At 66.9% G+C, this 12337-nt stretch carries 12 protein-coding genes; all 12 read left to right on the top strand.

What is annotated here, in order from left to right; all coding sequences use genetic code 11:
* The first annotated feature begins 7 nt into the window (after window positions 1-7).
* The 12 genes from NOM55_RS15785 (at window position 8) to NOM55_RS15840 (ending at window position 12238) form a co-directional block, all read left to right on the top strand.
* Entirely contained in the window at window positions 8-1108 is a 1101-nt protein-coding gene (locus NOM55_RS15785) for a 4-oxalomesaconate tautomerase (RefSeq protein ID WP_255909592.1), read from the top strand.
* A 242-nt stretch (window positions 1109-1350) separates the two neighbouring features.
* Complete coding sequence (locus tag NOM55_RS15790; protein WP_255909593.1) at window positions 1351-2706, top strand: MFS transporter; 1356 nt, start codon at window positions 1351-1353, stop codon at window positions 2704-2706.
* A 72-nt stretch (window positions 2707-2778) separates the two neighbouring features.
* Window positions 2779-3804: an amidohydrolase family protein gene (locus tag NOM55_RS15795; RefSeq protein ID WP_255909594.1), complete on the top strand. Its 1026-nt coding sequence runs from the start codon at window positions 2779-2781 to the stop codon at window positions 3802-3804.
* Window positions 3805-3814: 10 nt separating this feature from the next.
* Complete coding sequence (gene ligK, locus NOM55_RS15800) at window positions 3815-4510, top strand: 4-carboxy-4-hydroxy-2-oxoadipate aldolase/oxaloacetate decarboxylase (RefSeq protein WP_047965603.1); 696 nt, start codon at window positions 3815-3817, stop codon at window positions 4508-4510.
* Between the two features lie 5 nt (window positions 4511-4515).
* The gene (locus tag NOM55_RS15805; protein WP_255909596.1) at window positions 4516-5448 is read left to right on the top strand and encodes an NAD(P)-dependent oxidoreductase; all 933 of its coding nucleotides are present in this window, start codon (window positions 4516-4518) and stop codon (window positions 5446-5448) included.
* 3 nt (window positions 5449-5451) lie between these two features.
* On the top strand, window positions 5452-6375 hold the full coding sequence (locus tag NOM55_RS15810) for an amidohydrolase family protein (RefSeq protein ID WP_047965605.1): 924 nt from the start codon (window positions 5452-5454) through the stop codon (window positions 6373-6375).
* 3 nt (window positions 6376-6378) lie between these two features.
* Window positions 6379-6816: a protocatechuate 4,5-dioxygenase subunit alpha gene (gene ligA, locus NOM55_RS15815; protein ID WP_255909598.1), complete on the top strand. Its 438-nt coding sequence runs from the start codon at window positions 6379-6381 to the stop codon at window positions 6814-6816.
* A gap of 1 nt (window position 6817) precedes the next feature.
* The gene (locus tag NOM55_RS15820; RefSeq protein ID WP_255909601.1) at window positions 6818-7675 is read left to right on the top strand and encodes a class III extradiol dioxygenase subunit beta; all 858 of its coding nucleotides are present in this window, start codon (window positions 6818-6820) and stop codon (window positions 7673-7675) included.
* A complete protein-coding gene (locus NOM55_RS15825) occupies window positions 7672-8634 on the top strand; it encodes a Gfo/Idh/MocA family oxidoreductase (RefSeq protein WP_255909603.1) in 963 nt (320 codons plus the stop codon). The genes NOM55_RS15820 and NOM55_RS15825 overlap by 4 nt, the downstream gene beginning before the upstream one ends.
* Before the next feature lie 153 nt (window positions 8635-8787).
* A complete protein-coding gene (locus NOM55_RS15830) occupies window positions 8788-9789 on the top strand; it encodes an aldo/keto reductase (RefSeq protein WP_255909605.1) in 1002 nt (333 codons plus the stop codon).
* 22 nt (window positions 9790-9811) lie between these two features.
* Window positions 9812-10759 carry an AEC family transporter gene (locus NOM55_RS15835; RefSeq protein ID WP_047965610.1) on the top strand — a complete coding sequence of 316 codons (948 nt, stop codon included), beginning with the start codon at window positions 9812-9814 and terminating at the stop codon, window positions 10757-10759.
* A 141-nt stretch (window positions 10760-10900) separates the two neighbouring features.
* Window positions 10901-12238 carry an MFS transporter gene (locus NOM55_RS15840; protein ID WP_255909606.1) on the top strand — a complete coding sequence of 446 codons (1338 nt, stop codon included), beginning with the start codon at window positions 10901-10903 and terminating at the stop codon, window positions 12236-12238.
* Window positions 12239-12337 lie beyond the last annotated feature (99 nt).

Raw genomic sequence — 12337 nt, forward strand, 5'->3', positions numbered from 1 at the left:
TGGCCGCATGCAGACCTCTATCCCTACCCTGTTCATGCGCGGCGGTACTTCGCGCGGCCCGTTCTTCAACGCAGCGGACTTGCCCGCCGACATTGAACTGCGCAACCGCGTGCTGCTGGCCGTGATGGGCTCGCCGGACCGCCGCCAGATCGACGGCCTCGGCGGCGCCAATCCGCTGACCAGCAAGGTCGGCATCGTTGCCCTAGGCACGACGCCCGGCATCGACCTGACCTTCCTGTTCGCGCAGGTCACGCCGGACAAGGACAGCGTCGACACCACCCCCAACTGCGGCAACATGCTGGCCGCGGTGGTGCCGTTCGCGCTGGAGACCGGCATGCTCAAGGCGCAGGGCGAGACCAGCACCTTCCGCGTGCTGACCCTGAATACCGACATGGCCTGCGACATCACCGTCGAGACCCCGAACGGCCAGGTGCGCTACGACGGCGACGCCCGCATCGACGGCGTACCCGGCACCGCCTCGCCGATCACCATCAATTTCCTCGATACCGCCGGTTCGGTGTGCGCCGGCCTGCTGCCCACCGGCCAGGTGCGCGACGTGGTGACCGTGGCCGGCATCGGCGCCATCGAAGTCACCTGCATCGATAACGGCATGCCGCTGGTGATGCTGCGCGCCAGCGACGTTGGCCGCAGCGGCTACGAAACGGTGGCCGAGCTGAATACCGACACCGAACTCAAGACCAAGCTGGAAGCGCTGCGCCTGACCTGCGGCCAGCTGATGGGCCTGGGCGACGTCAGCAAGAAGACCTATCCCAAGATGACACTGATCGCGCCGCCACGCAGCGACGACGGCAGCCTCACCACCCGTAGCTTCATCCCGCACGTGTGTCACGACGCCATCGGCGTGCTGGCGGCGGTCACCGTCGGCACCGCCTGCGTGCTGGACGGCGCCATCACCGACGGCATCGCCCGCATCGGTGCCGGCAGCAGCAAGCGGGTGTCGGTGGAGCACCCGACCGGCGAATTCTCGGTGGAGCTGGAAACCGATCCGGCCAACCCGCAAAACGTGACCCGCGCCGCGCTGTTGCGCACCGCGCGCCTGATCATGAAAGGTGAAGTGATGATTCCGGCTGCCGTCTGGCAGCGTTAAGAGCCGCTAAGCACCTGAGCCAAGGCGCGCCGACGCAGACAGTACAAGTCGTACGGCAAGGAGGCGCAACGCAGGATCAGGGGTTTTGTTAGTGGCTCCAAGCAGCATCCGCCGGTCGATCGATCCTTATACAACAACAGCAGAGGACGATCCCGCCGCCACACGGCAGCCGGCAACCGTTTTACCCCGCCAAACCGCCATAGAGCGGTTTCGAGTCCAAACGCAACATAGAGATAACGACCATGACCAAACCATCTGTTGATGTGCAGGAGTTCATCAACCGCCATCCGTTTTCGCGGTTCCAGTGGATTACCTTCGCGCTGTGCTTCTGCATCGTGCTGCTGGACGGTTTCGATACCGCCGCCATCGGCTATATCGCCCCGTCGCTGATCCAGGAATGGGGCGTCAGCAAACCGGCGCTCGCACCGGTGCTCAGTGCCGCGCTGTTCGGCCTCGCCGCCGGCGCGCTGATGGCCGGCCCACTGGCCGACCGCCTCGGCCGCAAGAAGGTGCTGACCGGCTCGGTGCTGGTACTGGGCCTGTTCACGCTGCTTTCCGGCTTTGCCGCCGACCTGCAGAGCCTGACCGTGATGCGCTTCATCACCGGTATCGGCCTCGGCGCGGCGATGCCCAACGCGGTGACGCTGATGAGCGAATACTGCCCCACCGCGCGCCGCTCGCTGCTGACCAATGCCATGTTCTGCGGCTTCCCGCTCGGCGCGGCGCTGGGCGGCTTCCTCGCCTCGTGGATGATTCCACAGTGGGGCTGGCGCAGCGTGCTGGTGTTCGGCGGCGTGACACCACTGCTGTTGCTGCTGGTGTTGCTGCTGCTATTGCCGGAATCGGTGCGCTACATGGTGGCCAAGGGCCATGACCACGCCCGCATCCAGGCCGTGCTGAGCCGCATCTCCGCCAGCGCCAGCGAGGCCGGCGCCTTCTTCCTGTCCGAAACCCGCGCCGTCGCGGCCGGCAAGAGCGGCCTCGCCGTGGTGCTGTCGCCGTCCTACCGCGTCGGCTCGGTGATGCTGTGGCTGGCCTACTTCATGGGTCTGGTGATCTTCTACGCGCTGGTCAACTGGATGCCCATCCTGTTCAAGGACGCCGGTATCGCGCCGAAACAGGCGATGCTGATTTCGGCGCTGTTCCCGCTGGGCGGCATCGGTGCCGTGTTCTGCGGCTACCTGATGGACCGCTTCAACGCCGACCGCATCATCGCCATCGGCTACCTGCTCACCGCGGCGTCGATCTACGCCATCGGCCAGGCAACCGGCAGCGTCGGCCTGCTGGTGGTGGTGGTGTTCGTTGCCGGCACCATCATGAATACCGCGCAATCGTCGATGCCGGCGCTGGCCGCCGGCTTCTACCCGACCCAGGGCCGTGCCACCGGCGTGGCGTGGATGCTGGGCATCGGCCGCTTCGGCGGCATCGCCGGCTCCTTCCTGGTGGCCGAACTGGCGCGCCGCCAGCTGGGCTTCGACCAGGTGTTCATGGTGCTGGCCATCCCGGGCCTGATCGCCGCCAGCGCGCTGTTCATCAAGCTGCGCGCCCATCCTGACAGCGGCAAGGTCTCGCTGCAGGCCGCCCCGCTAAGCCATTAATCACCGCCGCGGCTGCCGGGGCCTCCACCTGCCCCGGCCCGCGCCGCCCCCTGCTACCGAGAGGAAACCGACATGATCATCGACTGCCACGGCCACTACACCACCGCGCCCCAGGCACTGGAAGACTGGCGTAAGCGCCAGGTGGCCAACCTCGCCACCCCCGAGCTGGGCCCGAAAGTGTCCGAGCTGCAGATCAGCGACGACGAGCTGCGCGAGACCATCGAGAGCAACCAACTGAAGCTGATGAAGCAGCGCGGCTCCGACCTGACCATCTTCAGCCCGCGCGCGAGCTTCATGGCGCACCACATCGGCGACTTCAATACCAGCGCCACCTGGGCGGCGATCTGCAACGAGCTGTGTTTCCGCGTCAGCGAGCTGTTCCCCGAGCACTTCATCGGCGCGGCGATGCTGCCGCAGTCGCCGGGTGTCGATCCGGCCAGCTGTATCCCGGAGCTGGAAAAGTGCGTGAAGGACTACGGTTTTGTCGGCCTCAACCTCAATCCGGACCCGTCCGGCGGCCACTGGACCAGCCCGCCGCTGTCCGACAGGCAGTGGTACCCGATCTACGAAAAAATGGTCGAGTACGACATCCCGGCGATGATCCACGTGTCCACCAGCTGCAACTGCGCGTTCCACACCACCGGCGCCCACTACCTGAACGCGGACACCACCGCCTTCATGCAGTGCCTGACCTCGGACCTGTTCAAGGACTTCCCGACGCTGAAGTTCGTGATCCCGCACGGCGGTGGCGCGGTGCCCTACCACTGGGGCCGTTTCCGTGGCCTGGCGCAGGAAATGAAAAAGCCGCTGCTGAAAGACCATCTGCTCAACAACATCTTCTTTGACACCTGCGTCTACCACCAGCCGGGCATCGACCTGCTGACCCGCGTGATTCCGGTGGAAAACGTGCTGTTTGCCTCCGAGATGATCGGCGCCGTGCGCGGCATCGACCCGGAAACCGGCCACTACTACGACGACACCAAGCGCTACATCGAGGCGGCCAACATCAGCGCCGAAGAGCGCCACCTGATTTACGAAGGCAACGCCCGCCGCGTTTATCCGCGTCTGGACGCGGCGCTGAAGGCCAAGGGCAAATAAGGAGCACATCATGAACCTGCCAATGAACCAGCTCGGCATCGTCAAGCGCCATATCGAGCGCGCCGATCCGGCCGCCGTCGCCAAACTGGCACAGTTCGGCGTCGCCACCATCCACGAAGCGATGGGCCGCGTCGGCCTGATGAAGCCGTACATGCGCCCGGTGTACAAGGGCGCCAAGATCTGCGGCACCGCCGTGACCGTGCTGCTGCAGCCGGGCGACAACTGGATGATGCACGTGGCCGCCGAGCAGCTGCAGCCGGGCGATGTCGCCGTCGCCGCCTGCACCACCGACAACGAGGACGGCTTCTTCGGCGACCTGCTGGCCACCAGCTTCCAGGCGCGCGGCGCCAAGGGGCTGATCATCGACGGCGGCGTGCGCGACGTGGAAGAGCTGGAACAGATGGGCTTCCCGGTATTCAGCCGCGCCATCAACGCCAAGGGCACCATCAAGGCGACGCTGGGCTCGGTCAACATTCCGGTGATCTGCGCCGGCGCGCTGGTGAACCCGGGCGACGTGGTGATTGCCGACGTCGACGGCGTGGTGGTGGTACCGGCGGCGCTTGCGCAGCAGGTGGCCGACGCCGCCGAGAAGCGCGAGAGCTTCGAAGGCGAGAAACGCGCCAAGCTGGCCGCCGGCGTGCTGGGCCTCGACATGTACAAGATGCGCGAACCGCTGGCCCAGGCCGGCCTGCGCTACATCGACTGAACAGCATGAGCCAGCCCCGCTCCCCCCTGCACTGGCACATCGGCCTCGTCGGCTACGGTGAGGTTGGCCGCATCCTGGCGGAAGACCTGCGCCAGCTGGGCGTGCGCGTCAGCGCCTACGACCGCAAGCTGGACGAGCCGGCCAGCGCCGAACCGTTGCGCAGCCATGCGGCCAACCTTGGGGTGGCGCTGGCACCGTCGCCGCTGGCACTGGCCGCCGACGCCGACTGCCTGATCAGCGCGGTGACCGCCGACCAGACCGTGGCGGTGGCCGAAGCCTGCGCCCCGGCGCTGCGCCACGGTGCCTTCTTCCTCGACTTCAACTCCGCCTCGCCGGCGGCCAAGCAGGCAGCCGCGGCACTGATCGACGCTGCCGGCGGCCGTTACGTGGAAGGCGCGGTGATGACCAGCGTGCCGCCGTATCGCAGCAAGGTGCCGCTGCTGCTGGGTGGCGAGTCGGCGGCGCCGCTGTGCCCGCTGCTGGGCGAGCTGGGCTTTGCCGCCCGCGTTGCCAGCGCGCAACTGGGCGTCGCCTCGGCCACCAAGATGTGCCGCAGCGTGATGATCAAGGGGCTGGAAGCGATGGTGATCGAAAGCCTGACCACCGCCCGCCACTACGGCGTGGAAGACGCGGTCGTGGCCTCGCTGTACGAAACCTTTCCCGGCATCGACTGGGAACAACAGGCGGCGTACTTCTTCCAGCGCGTGATCGAGCACGGTCGCCGCCGCAGCGAGGAAGTGCGCGAAGTGGCCAACACCGTCGCCGACGCCGGCCTCACGCCGTGGTTGGCCAGCGGCACCGCCGCCCGGCAGGCGTGGATGGCCGATCTCGCCGATGCCGGCGTGTTCGGCAGCAAGCACGCCCCCGATTTTGCCCGCAGCCCGGACTGGCGCACCGAAGCCGATCGGCTGCTGGCCAGCCTCACACAGAAAGACTGAACCATGCACTTTGAAAAAACCCCCGGCTGGCTGGACTGGTACCAGGGTCCCAGCACCCCCAAATTCAAACTGCCGGCCGGCGCGGTGGATGCCCACTGCCACGTGTTCGGCCCCGGCGCGGAGTTCCCGTACGCGCCGGAACGCAAGTACACCCCGTGCGACGCCAGCAAGGCGCAGCTGTTCGCGCTGCGCGACCAGCTGGGCTTTGCCCGCAACGTGATCGTGCAGGCCACCTGCCACGGCGCCGACAACCGCGCCATGGTCGATGCGCTGCTGCATTCCGACGGCAAGGCACGTGGCGTCGCCACCGTGCGCCGCAGCGTGAGCGATGAAGAACTGCAGGCGATGCACGACGCCGGCGTGCGCGGCGTGCGCTTCAACTTCGTCAAGCGGCTGGTGGACTTCACCCCCAAGGACGAGCTGATGGAGATCGCCGGCCGCATTGCCAGGTTTGGCTGGCACGTGGTGATCTATTTTGAAGCGGTGGACCTGCCGGAGCTGTGGGACTTCTTCACCGGCCTGCCCACCACCGTGGTGGTCGACCACATGGGGCGCCCGGACGTGAGCAAGCCGCTGGACGGCCCGGAGTTCGAGCTGTTCCTGAAGTTCATGCGCGAGCACCCGAACGTGTGGAGCAAGGTCAGCTGCCCGGAACGCTTGTCGCTGACCGGCCCGCGCGCGCTGGACGGCGAGCAGGCCGCCTACCGTGACGTGGTGCCGTTTGCGCGCCGGGTAGTCGAGGAATTCCCGGATCGGGTACTGTGGGGCACCGACTGGCCGCACCCGAACCTGAAGGACCACATGCCGGACGACGGCCTGCTGGTGGACTTCATCCCGCACATCGCGCCGACCGCCGAGCTGCAGCAAAAGCTGCTGGTGGCCAACCCGATGCGCCTGTACTGGCCGGAAGAAACACAGGAAGCGTAAATCATGGCACTGAACAAACCGTATCTGGACCTGCCCGGCACCACCATTTTCGATGCCGAGCAATCGCGCAAGGGCTACTGGCTGAACCAGTTCTGCATGTCGCTGATGACGGCGGCCAACCGTGCGCGCTTCAAGGCCGACGAGCGCGGCTATCTCGACGAGTGGGCGATGAGCGAGGAGCAGAAGCAGGCGGTACTGGACCGCGATCTGAACCGCTGTATCGCGCTGGGCGGCAACATCTATTTCCTGGCCAAGATCGGCGCCACCGACGGCAAGAGCTTCCAGCAGATGGCCGGCAGCATGACCGGCATGAGCGAGGAAGAGTACCGCGACATGATGCTGGGCGGTGGTCGCTCGGCAGAAGGCAACCGCTATCTGGGCGAAGACGGCGACGCCCAGCCGCAGCACCAGCCGCAAGGCAAGAGCAAGGGGAGCAACTGATATGGCACGCATTACCGCGAGCGTTTACACATCGCACGTGCCGGCCATCGGCGCGGCACTGGATCTGGGCAAGTCGCAGGAGCCGTACTGGCAGCCGGTGTTTGCCGGCTACGACTACGGCAAACAGTGGATCAAGGAGCAGAAGCCGGACGTGATCTTCCTGGTCTACAACGACCACGCGACTGCTTTCAGTCTGGATTTCATTCCGACCTTCGCCATCGGTACCGGCGCCGAATACCAGCCGGCCGATGAGGGCTGGGGGCCGCGTCCGGTGCCCAAGGTGATGGGCCACCCGCAGCTGGCGGCACACATCGCGCAGAGCGTGATCCAGGACGACTTCGACCTCACCATCGTCAACAAGATGGACGTCGACCACGGCCTGACCGTGCCGCTGTCGCTGATGTTCGGCCAGCCCGAGGCCTGGCCGTGCGCGGTGATTCCGTTCGCGGTGAACGTGGTGCAGTACCCGGTGCCGTCCGGCCGCCGCTGCTTCCAGCTGGGCCAGGCGATCCGCCGCGCGGTGGAGTCCTTCGACGGCGACCTCAACGTGCAGATCTGGGGCACCGGCGGCATGAGCCACCAGCTGCAGGGCCCGCGCGCCGGCCTGATCAACAAGGAATGGGACAACGCCTTCCTCGACCGCCTGATCGCCGACCCGGCGGGCCTGGCGCAAATGCCGCACATCGACTACGTGCGCGAAGCCGGTTCCGAGGGCATCGAGCTGGTGATGTGGCTGATCGCGCGCGGCGCGATGGCCGACGTCGCCGGCGGCCCGGCGCCGGAGCTGAAACAACGCTTCTACCACGTGCCGGCATCCAATACCGCCGTGGGTCATCTGATTCTGGAGAACAAGCAATGAGCAAGACCATCAAGGTAGCGCTGGCTGGCGCCGGCGCCTTCGGCATCAAGCATCTGGACGCCATCAAGCTGATCGACGGCGTGGAAGTGGTATCGCTGGTTGGCCGCCGCTATGAGGCCACCAAGGAGGTCGCCGACAAGTACGGCATCGCCCACGTGGCCACCGATCTGGCCGACGCGCTGGCGCTGCCGGAAGTGGACGCGGTGATCCTGTGCACCCCGACCCAGGTGCACGCCGCGCAGGCGATGCAGTGCCTCAAGGCCGGCAAGCACGTGCAGGTGGAGATTCCGCTGGCCGACAGCCTGGCCGACGCCGAGGCGGTGGTCGCACTGCAGCAGCAGACCGGCCTCGTGGCCATGGTCGGCCATACCCGCCGTTTCAACCCCAGCCACCAGTACGTGCACCAGAAGGTGCAGGCCGGCGAGTTCAACATCCAGCAGATGGATGTGCAGACCTACTTCTTCCGCCGCACCAATATGAACGCGCTGGGCCAGGCGCGCAGCTGGACCGACCACCTGCTGTGGCACCACGCCGCGCACACCGTGGACCTGTTCGCCTACCAGGCCGGCAGCCCCATCGTGCAGGCCAATGCGCTGCAAGGCCCGATTCATCCGGAGCTGGGCATCGCCATGGACATGTCGATCCAGCTGAAGGCGGCCAACGGCGCCATCTGCACCCTGAGCCTGTCATTCAACAACGACGGCCCGCTGGGCACCTTCTTCCGCTACATCGGCGATAGCGCCACCTACATCGCGCGCTACGACGACCTGTACAGCGGCAAGGAAGAACAGATCGACGTATCGAAAGTGGCGGTATCGATGAACGGCATCGAGCTGCAGGACCGCGAATTCTTCGCCGCCATCCGCGAAGGCCGCGAGCCGAACTCGTCGGTGGCCAAGGTGCTGCCGTGCTACCAGGTGCTGGCCCGGTTGGAACAGCAGCTGAACGCCAGTCTGTAAAAAACCTGTTTACGATCAGCTGCGCGTCGGCGATACGGCGTTGAAAACGGCTTCGGATGCTCATTTACGCTGAGTAAACTCCGCGCACCTCACGTTTTCGCCTTGTCTCACTCTAGCTCGCAAGATCGTAAACATGCTTTAAGGAGCAAACCCATGCAACAGCGACAACTCGGCCCGTTCTCGGTCTCGGCCATTGGCCTGGGCTGCATGAACCTCAGCCACGCCTATGGCGTGCCGCCGGCGCCGGAACAGGCCGAGGCGCTGTTGCTGGCGGCGCTGGACGCCGGCATCACCCTGTTCGATACCGCCGCGCTGTACGGCTTCGGCGCCAACGAAGAGTTGGTGGGCCGCGTGCTGGCGCCGCACCGCAACCGCATCACGCTGGCCAGCAAGTGCGGCATGACCGGGGTGGATGGTAAACGGGTGATAGACGGCCGGCCGGAGACGCTGAAGCGCACCTGCGAGGACTCGCTGCGCCGGCTGCGCAGCGAGGTCATCGACCTGTACTACCTGCACCGCTGGGACAAGCAGGTGCCGATCGAGGACAGCGTCGGCGCGCTGGCCGAGCTGGTGCGCGAAGGCAAGATCCGCAGCATCGGCCTGTCGGAAGTGTCCGCCGTCCCCCTGCGCCGCGCGCACGCGGTGCACCCGATTGCCGCGCTGCAGACCGAGTATTCGCTGTGGACGCGCAACGCGGAGATCGCGGTGCTGGATGCCTGCAAGCAGCTGGGCGTGGCCTTTGTCGCCTTCAGCCCGCTGGGGCGCGGCTTCCTCGCCGACGGCCTGCCGGACATGGCCACGTTGGCCGCACTGGACGGCAAGGACATCCGCCGCGCGATGCCGCGCTTCGCCGCGGACAACTATGCGGCCAACCTTGACTTCCTCGCCGCCTACCGCGACATCGCCGCCGCCGCCGGCTGCACCCCGGCGCAACTGGCGCTGGCGTGGCTGTTTACCCGCGGCGAGCACGTGATCCCGATTCCGGGCACCACCCGCCTTGCGCACCTGCGCGAGAACGTGGCCGCCAGCCGCGTGCAGCTGCGCGTGGAAACACTGCAGCAGCTGGAGGCATTGCTGGCGCGGCTGCCGATTGCCGGCGCGCGCTACAACGCGGCGACGCAAACCGAGATCGACACCGAAGAATTCCGCGCCTGAGGCGCAACACTGATTGCGACCCATGCTCGATATCCTGGCGGTGATCGCCCCCATTTTCATGCTGATCGGGCTGGGCTACCTCGCGGTGCGGCTGGCGCTGTTCCCGCAGGACAAGCTGGCGGCGCTGGGCCTGCTGGTGGTGCGCTTCGCGCTGCCGGCACTGATCCTGCACTCGCTGTCCAGCCGCTCGCCGGCAGAATTGCTCAACACCCCTTATCTCGCCGCCTACGCCGCCGGCTCGCTGGCGATGCTGCTGCTGGGCACTGGCTGGGCGATGCTGGCCCGGCAGCAACCGTTGCCGCGCGCCGCGCTGTACGGGCTGGGCATGTCCTGCTCCAACAGCGCCTTCGTCGGCTACCCCATCGTGTACCAGCTGCTGGGGCCGGTGGCGACGCTGGCGCTGGCACTGACCATGGTGGTGGAAAACCTGCTGATGCTGCCACTGGGCATCGCCTTGTCCGAGGCCGACGGCTCGCGCCAGGAGCGCTTCCTGCGCGCCTTCGGCCGCTCGCTGCTGGGGCTGCGCCGCAACCCGATCATCCTCGCCATCGTCGCCGGGGTGACGCTGGCGCTGCTGGATCTCAGCCTGCCGCCGCTGCTGGCCAAGCCGGTGGCGATGCTGGGTACCGCCTCGGCACCGGTGGCGCTGTTCGTGATCGGCGGCTCGCTGGTCGGCCTGCCGCTGCGCAGCATGCTGCGCGACGTCAGCATCCTCGCCAGCGGCAAGCTGCTGCTGCACCCGCTGCTGGTGGCGGGGGCGCTGCTGCTGTTCGGCCCGCTCGACCCGCGACTGGCGATGGCCGGGGTGCTGACCGCGGCGATGCCGATGCTGAGCATCTTCCCCATCCTCGGCCAGCGCCACGACATGCAGGGCTTCTGCGCCGCCACCCTGCTGCTGGCGACCACCAGCTCCTTTCTCACCATCAGCGCCGCAATCTGGCTGCTGCAGCATTACCCGTTTTTTCATTAGGCACCGGGCACAGACCCGGGCCACATGCCGCAAAGACGGCAGGTCGCGCCCTCCCGCAGGGGCTTGCGGCCAACATCAAGCGACGACGAGAAAAAGCCCGCACCCAGGGCACGACCACAACCTCGCAGGAGACAACTCAAGATGCACACCCCGCAACACGACACCCCCGTCATCGCCCTCGCCAGCGCGCAGCCCACCCTGCGCCAGCGCTGGCACAGCGCGATGGCCGTTGGCCATACGCGCTGGTGGATGCTGGCACTGGTGTTCTTTGCCACCACCATCAACTACATCGACCGCGCCGCACTGGGCGTGCTGCAGCCGATTCTGGCCAAGGAGCTGAGCTGGACGGCGCAGGACTACGCCAATATCAACTTCTGGTTCCAGATGGGCTACGCCATCGGCTTTGCCGTGCAGGGCCGCTTCATCGACCGCGTCGGGGTGAAGCACGCCTTCGCGCTGGCGGTGCTGCTGTGGAGCCTGGCGGCCGCCGCGCACGGGCTGGCGGCATCCGCCGTCGGTTTCATGATCTGCCGTTTCCTGCTCGGCCTGTCCGAGGCGGCCAACTACCCGGCTTGCGTCAAGACCACGCGGCTGTGGTTCCCGGCCGGCGAACGCGCGATGGCCACCGGCCTGTTCAACGCCGGCACCAACGTCGGCGCGCTGGTGACGCCGGTGCTGCTGCCGCTGATCATGATGGTGTGGGGCTGGCAGGCGGTGTTCTTCGTCATCGGCAGCTTCGGCCTGATCTGGCTGCTGTACTGGCTGCGCCACTACCACGACCCGGCGCAACACCCGGGCGTGAGCCGCGCCGAGCTGAACTACATCAGCGCCGAGGCACAGGCGCCGGCCGGCAAGGTGCCGTACTCGCGCATCCTGCGCCTGCGCGGCACCTGGGCCTACGCGCTGGCCTTCACCATGACCGCGCCGGTGTTCTGGTTCTACCTGTACTGGCTGCCGCCCTTCCTCAACCAGCAGTATCAGCTGGGCATCAGCGTGACGCAGATGGGCATTCCGCTGATCGTGATCTACCTCACCGCCGACGTCGGCAGTGTCGGCGGCGGCGCGCTGTCGTCATGGCTGATCGCCCGCGGCATGGCACCGATCCCGGCGCGGCTGACCGCCATGCTGCTGTGTGCGCTGTGCATCCTGTCCATCATCGGCGCCGCCGGCGCCAGCAGCCTGTGGCTGGCGGTGGCCGCCATTTCGCTGGCCATCGGCGCGCATCAGGCGTGGACCGCCAATATCTGGAGCCTGGTGATGGACTTCACCCCGAAGGAAGTGGTCGGCAGCGTGTTCGGCTTTGGCAGCATGATCGGCGCCGTTGGCGGCATGTTCATGACCCAGATCGTCGGCTATGTGCTGACGGTGACCAACAACAACTACTCGGTGCTGTTCACGCTGATTCCGTGCTGCTATTTCGTGGCGCTGACCTGGCTGTACTTCATGGCGCCACGGCAGGTGGAAACCCTGCCGGACTGATGCCGGCAACGTAGCCCGGCCCCGGGGGGGGGGGGGGGGGGGGGGGGGGGGGGGGGGGGGGGGGGGGGGGGGGGGGGGGGGGGGGGGGGGGGGGGGGGG

The organism is Vogesella sp. AC12 (genome assembly GCF_024437575.1).
GTDB classification, from domain to species: Bacteria; Pseudomonadota; Gammaproteobacteria; order Burkholderiales; family Chromobacteriaceae; genus Vogesella; species Vogesella indigofera.